Source organism: Pseudogemmobacter hezensis, from assembly GCF_013155295.1.
In the GTDB taxonomy this organism is placed as follows: domain Bacteria; phylum Pseudomonadota; class Alphaproteobacteria; order Rhodobacterales; family Rhodobacteraceae; genus Pseudogemmobacter; species Pseudogemmobacter hezensis.
In genome coordinates this window covers 107159-123615 of sequence record NZ_JABJXT010000007.1, presented here as the reverse complement: position 1 = coordinate 123615, position 16457 = coordinate 107159, and the positions used below count along the sequence as shown (strand labels likewise).

Genomic DNA, 16457 nt, shown 5'->3' with positions numbered 1-16457 from the left:
ACCCCGAATCGGTGCACGCCCTGTCGTAACGTCGCAGCGGATTTAGCCGCTACGCCAGCGCCGATCAAGTCCAATCGGGCCCTTCACGCGGGCCCGCCCAGGTCTCTCTTGCTTCAGACGCCGAAGATCAGCTCAAGACCCCAGCGAACGCCAAGATCGACCAGGCTGAAGAAGGTCGCAGCCAGTGCCGACAGGATGAAGACCATGATCGTCGTCAGCACCACTTCACGGCGTTTCGGCCAGTGGATCTTGCCGACCTCGCCGCGAACCTGCTGCAGGAACTGAAGTGGATTGGTGCTCGCCATGACTGCGCTGTCCCAGGTAAAATCCGCTGACCACCACAGGCCAGCCGCCCTCGGATACGGCCTGGAAGCGCAGAGTTCAACCCATTCCCGCATCAGAGCCCGGGCGAGGCGCGATTTCCTGCGTCACGATTGCGCCAGAGGGCAGCCTCTCGCGGGCTTATCGCGGGGGGCTGTTCGGTGCCTGCACAAAGGAATCACCCGGCAGACCGCGGCGGGCGGATATGACGCCCCAGGGTTGCACGGCCCATATGATTATTGCGGCTTTCGCCAGGAATGCCGGGAATGCCACGATCACTGTTTCCAAATCAGCATATGGACTCGGGCAACGGCGCAAGGCAGAATTATCGGGCAGAATTGTGACGATTTAGGGTTAGAAAAATGTATAAAATCATAGCCGCTGCCACAGCAGTCGGACTTATGGCTCTGCCCGTTGCGGCGCAGACTGTGCGGACCTTTGAGAACCCCTGCAACCGCGGGCCGGTGTCCAACTGGGGTCTGATCAATGATTCCCGCGCCGAATTCGTGGACTTCATCCAGGAGATCCGCCCGGGCATGCCCCGCGACACGGCCGGGCTGATCGCCCATGAGGTTTGCGATGATCTGACCATCGTCGGGAATACCTCGCAGCTGACGGGGCGCCTGATGGTTCTGCTGCGCAAATACGGCTACTGAGCCAAAGAGGCTGCAGTCACAGAATAAACCCGGCTCAGATCCGCACTGAGCCGGGTTTATTCTGTTTTGCGCCCTGCCCGACAGCGCCGCTGCAAAAGGCCGGGGCTGAAATGAAAACGCGGCCCCGAAGGGCCGCGCTGGTGGTCTGTCTGCAGTGCAGGATTACTGGATCTGCTGGCCGTTTGCGAAGATGCTGAAGCCTTCTTTGAACTCGATTTTCGAGGTCAGGCTGTCTTCCTCAGAGCCGGCCACCATGAACATGCCCATCATCATCCGGGCGCCCATCGCGTCGCTTTCCGAGATCGCGCCAATCGCGATCAGGCCAGCGATCAGCTGCTCTGCGCCGGTCAGGTCGATATTGACCTCACCCAGCGGTGCCGGCATGCCCATCGAATTGTCGAAGGTCAGCGCGCCGGTTGCGTTCAGCGCCGCACCCGCCAGTTTCAGCACGATCTGGTTCAGGTTCAGCGATTCCGGTTGCGGGATCACCGGCTCCTGGCCCTGCTCATCGGCAATCGCCATCGCCAGCCAGTCGATTTTCGCCTTGCCGTCGATATCAACCGCCAGGTCAATCGGCTCGCGCTTCAGCGCGGCAGTCGGATCAAAGAGCGCCCAGCTTTCGTCATTCAGCGTCAGCTGATCCAGTTTCATAACGATACCGTAGTCAGCCGCGGTCTCGCCCGACATAACCGGCGAAAGCACTTTCACTTCGGCGCTGTCCAGGCTGATCTGCACCGGGGCCGGCAGGCCCTCCGAGTTGACGTTGATCTTCATCCCATCCGCGCCCGACGAGGTCAGGCTGAACAGATCCTTGTTGAACAGAACCTCGGCAATGGCCGGGCCAGCGGTCAGATCCATATCGAACGAGAAGAACATCGACTTCTCGCTGGAGGTGCCGCGCGATTCGCCGTTCGAGCTGGAAAGCTTCAGCGCCAGACCCTGCTCAAGCGCGGCTTTCAGCTCGCTTGCGGTGTCGATATCGGCCAGCGCGATGGTCGAGGGCAGCGTGAACTCGAAGTTCAGCTTTGCATCATCGCTGTCGGTGACCGCTTTGCTGGAGGTCTCAAGCCCCGGATAGTCAGAGTTGATCGCATAGCCCAGTTTCGCCGCTTCCAGCGCCAGGCTGAACACACGGTTGGTGCCGGGGGTGTCGCTGTAGCTGCCCTTCAGCCCCTCGACGGTGACAGAGCCATTGTCTTTGTTCGGCTCGGCCGGTTTGGTGTCGTCAAAGCTATAGCCTTCAGAGACGAAGTCATAGACCACGCTCAGACGGTTTGCTTCGTAATCATAGACGATACCGCCATTTTCGCCTTCGCGGGCGGTGATGACCAGAGCGTCATGCTCGACATTGGCCGTGCCGCCAGCCTTGTCGTCACCAACCTTCAGACCAATCGCATCGCCGGGGGTGATGGTGACAGAGCCATCGCCATTCTCGACCAGCGTCAGCGACGAGATCTTCAGCGGCTCATCGATGTCATCGGGGGCGACCGTCACATCATTAAGGGTCAGCGTGCCGCCCGAATTTGCCTCGGTCGCAGCTTTGATATCCAGGCCAACGAGGCCTGCGCCGTCCTTCCAGGACTGCCATACCTGATCGGCGGTCAGCGCGGCGTGGGCGCTGCCGCTCATCAGAACGACAATTGCGGGAACGGCAAAGCCATGCCTCAGGAACGCCATGTGATTTCTCCGGTACATTGCAAATACGCGAATGACATGCCCATTCTGGCAGGAAACCGCAAGTCAGCCTTTCCCGACCGGCGGGATTTCCCGCTTTTCTTCCCGGGCAAATATCCCGCAATTTATCGCAACACAGCCCAGAGGAAAGCTCGGCCCGATGACAAATCGCAGCTACTACGCCCCAGAGGGCGGCCTGCCACCGCAAAGCCGGCTGATGACCGGGCGCGCCATCTTCACCGATGCCTATGCGGTGATCCCCAGGGGCTGCTTTGCCGACACCCTGACCTCATATCTGCCCGGCTGGAGCAAGACCAAACTCTGGATGATCGCCCGCCCGATGAGCGGCTTTTCTGAAACCTTCAGCCAATATGTGATGGAGGTGGCACCCGGCGGTGGCTCTGCAACCCCCGAGCCTGACCCCGGTGCCGAGGGATGGCTTTTCTTCACCGGCGGCCTTGCCACCCTTACCCTGAACGGCCAGGGCCATGAGCTGGAAGCGGGATCCTTCGCCTATATCCCGCCCGGCAGCCGCTGGACGCTTTTTGCCGAGGGCGCGACCCCGGCCCGCTTTCACTGGATCCGCAAAATATGGGAGCCCGCCCCCGGCCTGACGCCGCCCGAGCCGCTGGTGATCAACGAGCGCGACATCCCGCCCGCACCAATGCCAGACACCAATGGCACCTGGGCCACCACCCGCTTTGTGGCCCCTGACGATCTGCGCCATGACGGCCATATCACCATCGTCACCTTCCAGCCCGGCGGCGTGATCCCCTTCGAGGAGACCCATGTCATGGAACACGGCCTCTATGTGCTGGAGGGCAAGGCGGTCTACAAACTGAACCAGGACTGGGTTGAGGTCGAGGCGGGCGATTTCATGTGGCTGCGCGCCTATTGCCCCCAGGCCTGCTATGCGGGCGGGCCTGGCCCGTTCCGCTATCTGCTGTACAAAGACGTGAACCGCCACGCCAGACTGCGCGGGCCTGGCGCATTCGGTCCGCCGCGTTAACCGCCGCGTTAACCAAAGTCGTGCTGAAACAGGCGGCACAAAACACGCCGGACCAGGCCGCCGCCACGAAGGGCGTCGCCCGTCCAGCCCGCCCGTCCAGCCCGCCAGATCAGCCCACCCGTTCAGCCCGCCAGATCGGGCAGATCAGTCCGCCAGATCTGGCAGGGGCATGCCCAGCCGCTTTGCCAGCTCGGCCAGCGAGGCGCGTCCTGCCCCGCTCCAATCCGCAGCCCGCGCCACGAAAAGCGTGGCCTGGCTTTGATGGATCGGCCCGTCTGACAGCATCTTCAGATGGTTGGCCCTGAGCGTCTCACCTGAAGAGGTGATGTCGGCAATCGCCTCGGCGGTCAGGTTCTTCACCGTGCCTTCGGTCGCGCCCTGGCTGTCGGTCAGCGCGTAATCGGCCACGCCATTGGCGGTCAGATAGTCGCGCACCAGACGGTGATATTTGGTGGCGATCCGCAAGCGGAACCCGTGACGGGCGCGAAAGGCGCTGGCGGCTGCGTCCAGATCATCCAGCGTATCCACATCGACCCAGGCCTGGGGCACTGCGATCACCAGATCGGCATGGCCAAAGCCAAGCGCCTGCCAGTCGATCACCCGGGTCTGCCAGCCCGCCAGCTTGTCGCGCACCAGATCAGAGCCGGTCACCCCAAGGTGGATGCGGCCTGCGTCCAGCTCTCGCGGGATCTCGCCTGCGGACAGCATGACCAGCTCGACGCCGTCGATCCCGTTGATTTCGCCGGAGTATTCGCGGTCATTGCCGGTCTTTGCCATGCTCAGGCCGCGGGCGCTGAACCAGTCAAAGGTCTTTTCCATCAGCCGCCCCTTCGAGGGCACCCCGATCTTGATCATCACAGATCCCCCCGCAGCCTGGCGACCAGCTCTGGCCGGATGATGCCGCCCACCGCCGGGATAGAGCCGCCCTGCCCCAGCTGCGCCGTCAGCGCATCATAGCGCCCGCCCGAGGCAATCGCAGGCAGGTTCGCATCGCCTGCGGTCAGCGTGAAAACAAAGCCGTCGTAATATTCCAGCGTGGTGCGGCCGTGGCTGGCCTCGAATGGCAGGTTTGCCACATCAACGCCCCGCGCCTGCAGGGCCTCCAGCCGGGCGGCGAAGGTGTCAATCGCGGGCGTGATCGCGGGCAGCATCGGTGCAATGCCGCGCAGATGCGCCAGCGCCGCCAGCGCGGGGGCCTGCAGGTTCAACAGATCATAAAGCAGCGCAGCCTCAGGCGCGGCGATGGGGGGCGTCTGCGCATCCTCAATCAGCGCGGTCGCGCGTTCCGCGATATCCTCGGCCGAGCGCAGGCCAACCAGCGGCCCTGCCGCCTCAACCAGCGCGGCGGGCGCGTCGGATTTCAACCGCGACAGCAGAGCGGCGCGGGCGGGCGAAGGCGCGGCGCGGCCTGCGAAACGATCCAGCAGCGCCCGGAAGCGGCGCGGCCGCCAGATATGGCGCAACAAAGCCGCCTTGCGCCGGTCTGAGGTCGAAAGACCGCGCACCGCCGCCATCAGGATCCCGATATCCCCGGTGGCCGGGCGCAGCTTCAAAGGCGCCAGAATGTCGGAAAACAGCGCGAAAACCTCAGCATCGGCGGCGGGTGCGGCGCGGTCAAAGACCTCAAACCCCACCTGCAGATATTCGCGGGCGCGCGCCTGCGGATCTTCCTGGCGGCGGAAAACCTCGCCCATATAGGCGTAACGCGCGGGTTCCGCCCCGTCGCGCATATGGGCCTGGACCACAGGCACGGTGAAGTCAGGGCGCAGCATCATCTCGCCTAGGCCCGGATCGGCGGTCACATAGGCGCGGGCGCGGATATCCTCGCCGTAAAGATCCAGAAGCGTGCCCGCAGGCTGCAGGATATCGGTCTCGACCGGGGCCGCCCCGGTGGCCAGAAACCGCGCGTAAAGCTCTTCGGCGACGGCGCGGACCCCGGCCTTTTCGCTGGCGGTAAGGCTCATTGCGCCAGCATCTTTCTGACGGCCTGGACCAGATCGGCGCGGGCCACCTCAAGCTGCGCGGGGCGGTCCTTCCATTCCTCAAGCGTGGCATTCTCGGCGATTTTCGCGCCAAGGATCAGATCTTTCAGCACGACAACACCCCGTGCCGCCTCGTCTGAGCCCTGGATCACCGCGACCGGGCTTTGCCGTTTGTCGGCATATTTCAACTGGTTGCCGAAGTTCTTCGGATTGCCCAGATAGACCTCGGCGCGGATGCCCGCCTGGCGCAGATCAGCAACCATAGCCATGTAATCGGCCATGCGGTCACGGTCCATCACGGTCACCACGACCGGGCCGGTGGTATCCGCCGCGACGCGGCCCTTCGCATGCAGCGCCGCCAGCAGGCGGTCAACGCCGATGGAAACCCCCGTCGCAGGCACCGCCTGGCCAGTAAAGCGCTTGACCAGATCGTCATAGCGCCCACCGCCCGCCACGCTGCCGAACTGGCGCTTGCGGCCTTTTTCGTCCAGAATTTCAAAGGTCAGCTCGGCCTCGAACACCGGGCCGGTGTAATAGCCAAGGCCGCGCACGACGCCCGGATCCAGCACGATCCGATCCGCACCATAGCCGCCCGCATCCAGCAGCGTGGCGATGGTTTCCAGCTCATTGACGCCCTCAGCCCCCAGCACGGATGCGCCGACCAGCTCACGCAGGCGGGCAACCGTTTCCGCCCCGCTGTCGCGTTTGGCAGAGACAAAGCCCATGACAACCTCGGCCTGTTCCAGGCTGAGGCCCGCGCCTTTGGTGAAATCGCCGCTTTCGTCCTTGCGGCCCTCGCCCAGCAGCGCCCGCACGCCGGCGTCGCCCAGACGGTCGATCTTGTCGATGGCGCGCAGAACGATGCCGCGCTCGGCCTCAAAGCGGGTCGGGTCAGACGGGTCAAGGACGCCCGCCACCTCCATCACGCCGTTCAGAACCTTGCGGTTGTTCACCTTGACCACGTAATCGCCGCGCGGAATGCCGACCACTTCCAGCGCGTCCGACAACATGGCGCAGATCTCGGCATCCGCCGCGACGGAAGCCGTGCCAACCGTATCGGCGTCGCATTGGTAGAACTGACGGAAACGACCGGGGCCTGGCTTTTCATTGCGCCAGACCGGGCCCATCGCATAGCGGCGATAGGGCGAGGGCAGATCGTTGCGATACTGCGCCGCAACCCGCGCCAGAGGCGCCGTCAGGTCATAGCGCAGCGCCATCCAGGCCTCATCCTCGTCGCGCCAGGCGAAAACGCCCTCATTCGGGCGGTCAACGTCTGGCAGGAATTTCCCAAGCGCCTCAACGGTTTCCACCGCAGATGTCTCAAGCGCGTCAAAGCCGTAACGATGGTAAACCCCGGCAATCGCGTCGAGCATTGCCTTTCTCTCGGTGACCTCGGTCCCGAAATAGTCACGGAACCCTTTGGGCGTTTCGGCCTTGGGGCGGCGGGTCTTGCCTTCGGACATGGGTGTATTCCCGGCTGTAAGATCGGTTTGCAATCCCCTTAGCGGATGGGGCCAGGACCGACAAGCGGCGGATGCGGGGGGCGCCCGTCCTTGCGCCCCCCGGGCGGATATCGCATTCTCTGCCTGCGTGGGAAATATGCGGGATCTGGCGATGGGTGACACAGCAGCACAGCAACAGGCTAAGGCACAAAGGGCTGAGGCACAAAGGGCTGGGGCACAAAGGGCTGGGGCACAAAGGGCTGGGGCGCTTGAGGGGGCTGAGGTGCTTGAGGAAAAGCTCGCGCATCTGATCCGGGCGGTGGATGATCTTTCCGAGGTGGTCGCCCGCCAGGACCGGGAAATCACCACGCTGTCGCGCCGCGTCCAGATGCTGATGGAACGCGAGGCAGAGCGTGAGATGATGGCAGGCGAGGCCCCTGCCGCCAACCAGCCGCCGCCCCATTGGTAGGCCCCTCGGCCAGCCTGGCCGCGTCACAGCAGCCGCAGCGCCGCCGAGAGGCCCAGGATGAAGATCAGCGCTCCGGCCGCCAGCTCGATCAGCGCCGCCAGCCGCCCCGAGGTCTGCAGCAGCGCCGCACTTCCCGGCGCATTGACCGCCCGCTCTAACGTGCTGCGCAGGGTGACAGCCAGCAGCGCCGCGATGCCGGTCACCAGGAAGGTGCCAAAACCCATCACATAGACGCCCAGGATCCCCAGCCCGTTCAGCCCCAGCCGCCAGGTCAGGATCAGCATGAAAAGCGCACCCGTGCAGGGGCGCAGCGCCACCCCCGCGACCAAAAGCGCGATCTCGCGCCAACCATGCGCCTGGGCCACCGCCGAGGCATCCGGCATATGCTGATGGCCACAGCCGCAATCGGCGTCATGGTGGTGATCATGATGGTGATGCGCCCCGGCGGTTTCCTGCCCCACCGGATGAGCCGCCGGATGGGCCGCCGGATGGACCGCGGAATGATCCCCCGAATGCCGTGCCAGATGGCGCAGCCCGCGCCGGAACAGGATCAGCCCCAAAAGCGCGATCAGCATCAGCGCAATCGGATCAATCAGCGCGGCCAGGCCCTCGACCCGCTCGCGCATGCCGTCATAAAGCCAGATCCCAGCCCAGATCACCGCAACCGCCACCGTCGCCTGCCCCAGTGAGGCCAGCGCCGCCACCATCACCACCCGCCCGGGCGCCCGTCTTGCGCCAGATCCGGCACCAAAACTCCAGGCGGCGATCAGCGCCTTGCCATGGCCCGGCCCAAGCGCGTGGAAAAACCCATAGGCAAAGCAGATGCCCAGGAACGAGGCCATCGCCCCCGGATCCCCGGCCCGCAGTGCCCTGAGCACCCGGCCAAGTGCGTTCTGATAATCGCGCTGCAGCCCCAGCACCATCTGCGCCACCCGCTGATCCAGCCCAAAGGCCCAGACCAGCGCGGCGGCTGCCAGCAAAACTCCGGTGGCGATTATGGCAATGCGTCGCATTCCAGCCTCAGCGTTGCGGCGAATGCACCGCCGATTTCGGGGAAATAATCACCATCGGCCAGCTCTGCCCCGGTCACCTCACTGACCGCCTGGTCATAAAGCGCCTGGGCCGCCGCTGTATCCGCGGCAAGAGTCGAGATCCGGCAATCCGTCCGCCCGCTTTGCGCAGGGCTGCCCTGCAGATCATAGGCGATGTAATAGCTGGGATCATAGGCCTGCAGCGAGACCCCGGACAGCTCTGGCCCGATCCTTGTGGTCAGCGCCCGCAGGTGGGTCATCCAGATCCGCCCGTCGCGCAGCCCCGCCTGGCCGTTCAGCGGGCCCGAAAGCGCCAGCGGCACCCCATCTGCCGCCAGATAGAGGTTGCCGTCAAAGCCCTCGGGCCAGTTCCCGGCCATTTGCTGCAGCCGCGCCGCCTCATCCGGGTTCAGCACACCATCACCATCCATATCCATCCCCAGATCCGCCAGGATCAGCAGCGAAGTCAGGTCGTCATAAAGCCAGACCACGGAAATCGCTGCCAGTTTCCCGGCCTCATCGAACTGAAAACCGAGATTTGTATCAACAAATTCATGTGGATGCGCCTTTGCCACCCCGGGCAAAAGCACGGCGCAGAAAAGGACAGAAAGAAGGCCGGAAGAAACGCGGGGGGTGTGGGATGCCATGGCCCCTGTGGTAGCGCCCAGGGCGGGCGCAGGGCAATTCACAACCGATCACATCCCCCATGGCGCGGGCAGGATCTTGCCAGGGCAGCCTCATCAGCCAGGCCCCCCTCATCAACCTGGCTTTCCCAGGGCGGCCTGGGGGTAATCCGCGCCCCAGACCTGCCGCCCGTCCCGCGCCAGCAGGCGTGCCTCGGCGCGGTCCAGCCGCGACAGCGCCGCCACCCGGTCGCCCGCCGCCTCGCGCAGCGCCTTTTGCCACAGACGCGCGGCGGACTGCGGGCTCCAGGGCAGCGCGGCCCGCGCCAGCCAGTGGCGCAGCTCGGGCGGCAAACGGTCAAATCGATCCATCGGGCGGGCGCGGGCGCGACAGCGCAGCGAGGTGACAAGATTGCGCCCCATCAGCATGCCCCCCTGTGCCGGGTCTGGGGAAAGCGGCCCTCAGGCGACATCGCTTTGCCCATCCGCTTTGCGGCCCGTATTGCCCCAGGCCGGGAAAGGATCCGCCAGCCCCGCCCAAAGTGCGGGCGTGAAATCTGTCTGCGCCACCAGGGCGGCATCCAGCGCCGCGATCAGCCCTGGCTGGTCCATGCCGGCGCCGATAAAGACCAGCTCCTGGCGGCGATCCCCCCAGGGTTCCTGCCAATGCGACAGAACCTCGCTGAGCGAGTCGGGATGGGTCGGCCAGCGTTCACGCGGCACCGAGGCCCACCAGCCCCCCAAAGGCGTCACCCCGGAAATCGCCCCCGTCAGGCTGAATTCGGCCACCCAATTCGGGCGCGTCGCCAGCCAGAAATGCCCCTTGGCGCGGATCACCCCCGGCAGATCGCCATTGAGAACGGCATAAAGCCGGGCCGGATCAAAAGGCCTGCGGGCGCGGTAGACGAATGAGGAAATGCCATATTCCTCGGTCTCGGGGGTGTGGTGTTCAAAGCCGTAAAGCTCTTTCGCCCAAAGGGGATGCTGATGCGCCTGATCGAAATCAAACAGCCCGGTGTCAAAGATCGCCTCTGGCGCGACCTGCGAGAAATCGGTCTCGATCACCCGCGCATCGGGGTTCAGCGCCCGCACGATTTTGCGCGCCGTATCAAGGCGTTGCGCCCCCGCCGCGCTGGTCTTGTTCAGGATGATCACATCGGCGAACTCGATCTGATCAGTCAGCAAAGAGACGAGGCTGCGCTGATCGCCCTCGCCGAGGGATTCACCGCGATCCGTCAGGAAATCATGGCTGGCGAAATCGCGGGTCAGATTGACGGAATCGACCACGGTCACCATCGTATCCAGCCGCGCCACATCTGAGAGGCTTTCGCCCGCGCTGTCGCGGAAATCAAAAGTCGCGGCGACGGGCAGCGGCTCGGCAATGCCGGTGGATTCGATCAGCAGATAGTCAAAGCGCCCCTCTGCGGCGAGGCGGCGCACCTCTGCCAAAAGGTCATCGCGCAGGGTGCAGCAGATGCAGCCATTGCTCATCTCGACCAGCTTTTCCTCAGAGCGCGACAGCTCGGTGCCGGCCCGCACCAGGTCTGCGTCGATATTCACCTCGGACATATCATTGACGATCACCGCGACACGGCGGCCCTGACGGTTGTTCAGCACATGGTTCAAAAGCGTGGTTTTGCCTGCACCGAGAAAGCCGGAAAGAACTGTAACCGGCAGACGGCTGTCACCTGATTGGGGGCTGGCTGGCATGGCATCCTCAAATGTAATGTTATTACATCGCAATTACTGCAGGTGACAGCAGAAGGCAACAGCCCGCAATGCGCGGGCCGCTGAGGGGGATGTTTTCAGAAAATCAGACCAGGCGCGGCCCGGTGTTGGTGCCAGAGATGCAGCGGAACGGGGGCCGCTCAAACCTCTTCGATCATCACCACGCCCTGCATCGCCTTGATGGCGCCGCGCACCTGGGGGCTGACCGGATAGGGATCGGGCAGCAGCAGGTCGATCTCGCGCCCTTCCTCATCGGGCACACAAAGGGTGATCCGCCCCCGCGCCCCGCCAGCGGGTTCCCCCAGCAAAAGCGCAAGCGAGGTCACCGCCTCGGGGCGGTCGATATGGATGCGGATATCGGCGGCCTCAGCCCGAGAGGCCACGCGGTCAATCGGCTCGACCCCATTGGCCAGGAGCTTGACGCCCTCGCCATCGGGATCGACCTTGACCGTGAGGACCACATTGCAGCCGGGCTCCAGGAAATCGCGGCAGGCTTCCAGCACATCCGAGAAGCAGGTCACCTCATAAAGCCCGGTCGGATCGGAAAGCGAGACAAAGGCGAAGCGATTGCCCTTGGCCGATTTGCGTTCCTGCCGCGCCGAAACCGAGCCCGCGATCTTGGCGATATAGGGGCCTTTGGCCAGCGCCTTGCGGGTGATCTCGGTCAGGGTCTCGACCTTTGAGCGTTTCAGCGCCGACATGTAATCATCAAGCGGATGGCCCGACAGGTAGAAGCCGATCGCCTGATGCTCATGGCCCAGGCGTTCGACCGGCAGCCAGTCATCGCGGAAGGGGATGCGTGGCTCGGGTATGTCCGAACCAGACGAGCCGAACAGCGAGACCTGGGCCGAGGCCGCCGCCTCATGCACCGCCGCCGAATAGGCCACCAGCCCGTCCAGCGCCTCGAATACACGTGCCCGGTTCGGGTCCAGCTGATCAAAGGCCCCGGCGCGGGCCAGCATCTCCATCGGGCGCTTGCCGATCTTCTTCAGATCCACCCGGCGGGCAAAGTCGAAAATCGTCGCAAAGGGCTTTTGGCCACGCGCCTCGACAATCGTCTTCATCGCTTCGACGCCGACGTTTTTCAGCGCGCCAAGGCCGTAGACCAGCTGCTGATCCTTGACCGAAAACACCGCCAGGCTGCGATTGACGCAAGGAGGGACGACCTTGACCTCCATCCGGTCCAGCTCGCGCTTATAGATCGCCAGCTTGTCGGTCAGATGGATATCGCAATTCATCACGCCGGACATGAATTCAACCGGATGGTTCGCCTTCATCCAGCCGGTCTGATAGCTGACCACCGCATAGGCGGCCGCGTGCGATTTGTTAAAACCGTAATTGGCGAATTTCTCCAGCAGGTCGAACACCTCACCGGATTTTTTGGTGTCGATCTGGTGGGTGGCCGTGCAGCCCTCGATGAACTTGGGCCGTTCCTTCGCCATTTCCTCGGCGATTTTCTTACCCATGGCGCGGCGCAAAAGGTCAGCGCCGCCAAGCGAATAGCCCGCCATGACCTGGGCGATCTGCATCACCTGTTCCTGATAGACGATGATGCCCTGGGTTTCCTTCAGGATGTGGTCGATGGTCGGATGGATCGACTCCAGCTCTTTGGTGCCGTTCTTCACCTCGCAATAGGTGGGGATGTTCTCCATCGGGCCGGGGCGATACAGCGCCACCAGCGCCACGATATCCTCGATACAGGTGGGTTTCATGCGCCGCAGCGCATCCATCATGCCCGAGCTTTCCACCTGGAAGACCGCGACCGTGCGCGCCGCCGAGTAAAGATCATAGGTCGCTTTGTCATCGAGCGGGATATGCCCGATGTCATTCTCCGCCCCCGCAGGCGGTTCGTAAAGCTGCGTGCCGTCGGGGCCGATATGCAGCGGGCGCCCCGCCTCCAGCACCTGGCGGATCGCGTCTTTGATAACGGTCAGGGTTTTCAGGCCGAGGAAGTCGAACTTCACCAGCCCCGCCGCCTCGACCCATTTCATATTGAACTGGGTGGCCGGGGTTTCCGAGCGCGGATCCTGATACAGCGGCACCAGCTCATCCAGCGGCCGGTCGCCGATCACCACACCGGCGGCGTGGGTGCCGGCCGAGCGGTAAAGCCCCTCGACCTGTTCGGCATATTTCAACAGCCGCCCGACGACCTCTTCCTTCGCGGCCTCACGCAGGCGCGGCTCATCGGCCAGCGCCTTGGTGATGGAAACCGGCTTGACCCCCTCAACCGGGATCATCTTGGCCAGGCGGTCGACCTGGCCGTAAGACATCTGCAGCACGCGCCCCACATCGCGCACCGCCATCTTTGAGAGCAACGCGCCGAAGGTGATGATCTGCGCCACTTTGTCATGGCCGTATTTTTCCTGCACATAGCGGATCACCTCTTCGCGGCGATCCATGCAGAAGTCGATGTCGAAGTCGGGCATCGAGACCCGCTCGGGGTTCAAAAACCGCTCGAACAGCAGCGCATAGCGCAGCGGATCAAGGTCGGTGATGGTCAGCACATAGGCCACCAGGCTGCCCGCCCCCGAGCCCCGCCCCGGCCCGACCGGAATATCGTGCTCTTTGGCCCATTTGATAAAGTCAGACACGATCAGGAAATAGCCGGGAAAGCCCATCCGCTCGATGATCGACAGTTCAAACTTCAGCCGTTCCTCATATTCCTCACGCGGTGCGGCCAGTGGGATCACCGCAAGGCGCTTCTCCAGCCCCTCCCAGGCCTGGCGACGCAGCTCTTCCACCTCATCATCGGCGAATTTCGGCAGGATCGGCTTGCGCTTATAGGCCATGAAGGCGCAGCGCTTTGCGATCTCGACGGTATTCTCCAGCGCCTCGGGCAGATCGGCGAAAAGCGCGCACATCTCGGATTCGGACTTCAGATAGTGCTGCGGCGTCAGGCGGCGGCGCGGCTCCAGCTGGTCGACATAGGCGCCCTCGGCGATGCAGATCAGCGCGTCATGCGCCTCATACATGTCGGTTTTGGGGAAATAGACATCATTGGTGGCAACCAGCGGCAGGCCAAGCGCATAGGCCAGCTCGATATGGCCGCGCTCTGACCCGGCCTCGGCGGGCGGCAGCTTGCCGCCCTCGCCCGGATGGCGCTGCAATTCGACATAAAGACGGTCGGGATAAATCGCCGCCAGCCGCTCCAGCAGCGCCCGCGCTTTCGGCTCCTGCCCGCCCTGCAACAGCCGCCCCAAAGGCCCGTCAGGCCCGCCGGTCAGGCAGATCAGCCCCTCGCCATGCGCGGCCAGCTGGTCAACCGTGACCTGCACCAGCTGACCCGCCTTATCGAGATAAAGACACGAGTTCAGCTTCATCAGGTTCATATAACCCGCCTCGGACTGCGCCAGCAGCACGATGGGCGCGGGCATCCGGGGCTTTTCGCCAGGCGCCGAGGGGTCATATTCCAGCGCGACCTGACAGCCGACAATCGGCTGCACGCCCGCATCCTTGCAATGGCTGGAAAACTCCAGCGCGCAGAACATGTTGTTCGTGTCGGTGACGGCAATCGCGGGCATTTCTGCCGCTGCGGCCAGTTTCACCAGCTTTTTGACCGGGATCGCGCCCTCCAGCAAAGAGTGCTCGGTATGGGTGCGAAGATGGATGAATCGGGGTGCGCCTGACATGGGGCCAACCTAACAACTGCCAGCCCCCCGTGAAAGGGGGCGGTTCGCCGCCTGCGCCCTTCACACCCCCTGCGCGAAAGACCCGGGCGAGAGAATCGGTCCCGGCGGATCACCCCCGATTTGGCCATGCATTCCGGCCTGGCTGGCCGCCCGGGCGGCATCAGGCGGCTGAAAATTCACGCATCCCCCGCCCGATTGACGATATCCGCGCCAGCAAACACCCGCAGGCCATTGCGGTCAGGGGCGCGGTGCAACTATTGAGGCCCGGATGGAAACCGGGATCAGGCCCGGCCCTCCGGACAGCAGAAAGGCAGAATGCGGGGATGACAGCCGCCACGGATGAGCTTTTGCGCCTCGAAGGCCTGACCAGGGCCTATCCCGGCGTGATCGCCAACAGCGATGTCTCGTTCACCATCCGGACGGGCGAAATCCATGCGCTTTTGGGCGAGAATGGCGCGGGCAAATCGACGCTGGTCAAGATGATCTATGGCCTCGTGCGCCCGGACCAGGGCCGCATGCTGCTGTCAGGCCGCCCCTATGCCCCCGGCCGCCCCGCCGAGGCCCGCCGCCAGGGCGTGGCAATGGTGTTCCAGCATTTCTCGCTTTTCGAGGCGCTGACGGTTGCGGAAAATGTCGCGCTCGGGATGGAGACCCCGCCCCCCCTGCGCATCCTGTCGGGCCGTATCCGCGAGGTGTCAGAGGCCTATGGCCTGCCGCTGGACCCTGCCCGCCATGTCGGCGACCTGTCTGCGGGCGAGCGCCAGCGGGTCGAGATCATCCGCTGCCTGCTGCAGGATCCGAAACTGCTGATCATGGACGAGCCGACCTCAGTGCTGACCCCCCAGGAGGTGGAAATCCTCTTTGGCACCCTGCGGCAGCTGGCGGCGGCAGGCACCTCGATTCTTTACATCAGCCACAAGCTGGAAGAGATCCGCAGTCTTTGCGATGAGGCCACGATCCTGCGGCGTGGCAGGGTGGTCGCCACCTGCACCCCGCGCGAGCGCTCGGCCCGCGAGATGGCCGAGCTGATGGTCGGCGCATCGCTTGCGGTGCCATCGCGCAGCCCCGCGACACATGGCGCAGTGGCGCTGCAGGTTTCGAACCTGTCGCGCCCCTCGCCGATCCCCTTTGGCACCCCCCTGCGCGAGATCAGCTTTTCACTCGCCAAAGGTGAGATCCTGGGCATCGCAGGCGTGGCCGGAAATGGCCAGGATGAGCTGCTGCTGGCGCTTTCAGGCGAGCTGCGTTCCGCGCCCGGGGCGATCACGCTTAACGGTCAGCCGATTGGCGCGGCAGGCCCGGCGCAAAGGCGCAAAGCAGGCCTCGTCGCCGCCCCCGAGGATCGCTATGGCCATGCCGCTGCCCCGGATATGAGCCTGACAGAAAACGCCTGGCTTACGGCGGGGGCGAGGATGCCCCTGTCGCGCAACGGCTTTGTCAGCTGGGGCAAAGTGCGCGATTTCGCAAAAGCGGTGATCCGGGATTACGACGTCAGAACGCCCGGGCCGGATGTGGCGGCAAGGGCGCTGTCGGGCGGAAACCTGCAGAAATTCCTGATGGGGCGAGAGCTGCAACAGGGGGCAGATGTGATCGTGATCAATCAGCCCACCTGGGGCGTGGATGCGGCAGCAGCCAGCGCAATCCGCCAGAAAATCCTCGACTGTGCGGCGGCGGGTGCTGCGGTGGTGGTGATCAGCCAGGATCTCGATGAGCTGATGGAGATCGCGGACACCTTCGCAGTGCTGAATGCTGGCCGCCTGACCGCCCCGCGCCCGATCCAGGGCCTCGACACCGAACAGATCGGGCTGATGATGGGCGGCGCCCACGGCATGGAGGAAGCGCATCTTGCAAACTGACGCGCAATGGGCAGCCACAAGCCCGATTTCTTGCAAG

General features: G+C 64.1%; 14 protein-coding genes. 4 read left to right on the top strand and 10 right to left on the bottom strand.

Annotated elements, in window-relative coordinates; genetic code table 11:
• Positions 1-113 precede the first annotated feature (113 nt).
• Complete coding sequence (gene secE, locus HOY34_RS09870) at positions 114-305, bottom strand: preprotein translocase subunit SecE (RefSeq protein ID WP_172362280.1); 192 nt, start codon at positions 303-305, stop codon at positions 114-116.
• A gap of 417 nt (positions 306-722) precedes the next feature.
• Between secE and HOY34_RS09865 the strand changes: the two genes are divergently transcribed.
• The gene (locus HOY34_RS09865) at positions 723-977 is read left to right on the top strand and encodes a hypothetical protein (RefSeq protein WP_172362278.1); all 255 of its coding nucleotides are present in this window, start codon (positions 723-725) and stop codon (positions 975-977) included.
• A 162-nt stretch (positions 978-1139) separates the two neighbouring features.
• Here HOY34_RS09865 and HOY34_RS09860 read toward each other — a convergent pair whose 3' ends face one another.
• Entirely contained in the window at positions 1140-2654 is a 1515-nt protein-coding gene (locus HOY34_RS09860) for a DUF2125 domain-containing protein (protein ID WP_172362276.1), read from the bottom strand.
• A 157-nt stretch (positions 2655-2811) separates the two neighbouring features.
• Between HOY34_RS09860 and HOY34_RS09855 the strand changes: the two genes are divergently transcribed.
• The gene (locus HOY34_RS09855) at positions 2812-3660 is read left to right on the top strand and encodes a bifunctional allantoicase/(S)-ureidoglycine aminohydrolase (protein ID WP_172362274.1); all 849 of its coding nucleotides are present in this window, start codon (positions 2812-2814) and stop codon (positions 3658-3660) included.
• A gap of 144 nt (positions 3661-3804) precedes the next feature.
• Here HOY34_RS09855 and hisG read toward each other — a convergent pair whose 3' ends face one another.
• From hisG to hisS, 3 genes are read right to left on the bottom strand one after another with little or no spacing between them, the layout of a single operon-like run.
• Complete coding sequence (gene hisG / locus HOY34_RS09850; RefSeq protein ID WP_172362272.1) at positions 3805-4518, bottom strand: ATP phosphoribosyltransferase; 714 nt, start codon at positions 4516-4518, stop codon at positions 3805-3807.
• On the bottom strand, positions 4515-5624 hold the full coding sequence (locus tag HOY34_RS09845; protein ID WP_172362270.1) for an ATP phosphoribosyltransferase regulatory subunit: 1110 nt from the start codon (positions 5622-5624) through the stop codon (positions 4515-4517). The genes hisG and HOY34_RS09845 overlap by 4 nt, the downstream gene beginning before the upstream one ends.
• A complete protein-coding gene (gene hisS / locus HOY34_RS09840; RefSeq protein ID WP_172362268.1) occupies positions 5621-7105 on the bottom strand; it encodes a histidine--tRNA ligase in 1485 nt (494 codons plus the stop codon). The genes HOY34_RS09845 and hisS overlap by 4 nt, the downstream gene beginning before the upstream one ends.
• A 262-nt stretch (positions 7106-7367) precedes the next feature.
• On the opposite strand from hisS, the gene HOY34_RS22065 reads away from it, so the two are divergent.
• Positions 7368-7553 carry a SlyX family protein gene (locus tag HOY34_RS22065; RefSeq protein WP_366926942.1) on the top strand — a complete coding sequence of 62 codons (186 nt, stop codon included), beginning with the start codon at positions 7368-7370 and terminating at the stop codon, positions 7551-7553.
• Between the two features lie 23 nt (positions 7554-7576).
• On the opposite strand, the gene HOY34_RS09830 is transcribed toward HOY34_RS22065, so the two are convergent.
• From HOY34_RS09830 to dnaE, 5 genes are all read right to left on the bottom strand, one after another.
• Positions 7577-8566 (bottom strand): nickel/cobalt transporter, encoded by a 990-nt coding sequence (locus HOY34_RS09830; RefSeq protein ID WP_172362264.1) that lies wholly within the window; start codon positions 8564-8566, stop codon positions 7577-7579.
• The gene (locus HOY34_RS09825) at positions 8548-9231 is read right to left on the bottom strand and encodes a DUF1007 family protein (RefSeq protein WP_172362262.1); all 684 of its coding nucleotides are present in this window, start codon (positions 9229-9231) and stop codon (positions 8548-8550) included. The genes HOY34_RS09830 and HOY34_RS09825 overlap by 19 nt, the downstream gene beginning before the upstream one ends.
• Before the next feature lie 111 nt (positions 9232-9342).
• Positions 9343-9630 carry a DUF6525 family protein gene (locus HOY34_RS09820; protein WP_172362260.1) on the bottom strand — a complete coding sequence of 96 codons (288 nt, stop codon included), beginning with the start codon at positions 9628-9630 and terminating at the stop codon, positions 9343-9345.
• Positions 9631-9669: 39 nt separating this feature from the next.
• Positions 9670-10917: a GTP-binding protein gene (locus HOY34_RS09815; RefSeq protein WP_172362258.1), complete on the bottom strand. Its 1248-nt coding sequence runs from the start codon at positions 10915-10917 to the stop codon at positions 9670-9672.
• 158 nt (positions 10918-11075) lie between these two features.
• Positions 11076-14564 (bottom strand): DNA polymerase III subunit alpha, encoded by a 3489-nt coding sequence (dnaE, locus tag HOY34_RS09810; protein WP_172362256.1) that lies wholly within the window; start codon positions 14562-14564, stop codon positions 11076-11078.
• A gap of 323 nt (positions 14565-14887) precedes the next feature.
• Here dnaE and HOY34_RS09805 point away from each other — a divergent pair, with 323 nt between their 5' ends.
• Entirely contained in the window at positions 14888-16420 is a 1533-nt protein-coding gene (locus HOY34_RS09805) for an ABC transporter ATP-binding protein (RefSeq protein WP_172362254.1), read from the top strand.
• Positions 16421-16457: the final 37 nt, after the last annotated feature.

Bases quoted from the DNA above. Each gene is read 5' to 3' on its own strand.
- HOY34_RS09860 (WP_172362276.1), bottom strand. From the start codon at position 2,654: ATGGCGTTCCTGAGGCATGGCTTTGCCGTTCCCGCAATTGTCGTTCTG.
- hisS (WP_172362268.1), bottom strand. From the start codon at position 7,105: ATGTCCGAAGGCAAGACCCGCCGCCCCAAGGCCGAAACGCCCAAAGGG.
- HOY34_RS09855 (WP_172362274.1), top strand. From the start codon at position 2,812: ATGACAAATCGCAGCTACTACGCCCCAGAGGGCGGCCTGCCACCGCAA.
- HOY34_RS09805 (WP_172362254.1), top strand. From the start codon at position 14,888: ATGACAGCCGCCACGGATGAGCTTTTGCGCCTCGAAGGCCTGACCAGG.
- HOY34_RS09865 (WP_172362278.1), top strand. From the start codon at position 723: ATGGCTCTGCCCGTTGCGGCGCAGACTGTGCGGACCTTTGAGAACCCC.
- secE (WP_172362280.1), bottom strand. From the start codon at position 305: ATGGCGAGCACCAATCCACTTCAGTTCCTGCAGCAGGTTCGCGGCGAG.
- dnaE (WP_172362256.1), bottom strand. From the start codon at position 14,564: ATGTCAGGCGCACCCCGATTCATCCATCTTCGCACCCATACCGAGCAC.
- HOY34_RS09820 (WP_172362260.1), bottom strand. From the start codon at position 9,630: ATGGGGCGCAATCTTGTCACCTCGCTGCGCTGTCGCGCCCGCGCCCGC.
- HOY34_RS09825 (WP_172362262.1), bottom strand. From the start codon at position 9,231: ATGGCATCCCACACCCCCCGCGTTTCTTCCGGCCTTCTTTCTGTCCTT.
- HOY34_RS09830 (WP_172362264.1), bottom strand. From the start codon at position 8,566: ATGCGACGCATTGCCATAATCGCCACCGGAGTTTTGCTGGCAGCCGCC.
- HOY34_RS09815 (WP_172362258.1), bottom strand. From the start codon at position 10,917: ATGCCAGCCAGCCCCCAATCAGGTGACAGCCGTCTGCCGGTTACAGTT.
- HOY34_RS09845 (WP_172362270.1), bottom strand. From the start codon at position 5,624: ATGAGCCTTACCGCCAGCGAAAAGGCCGGGGTCCGCGCCGTCGCCGAA.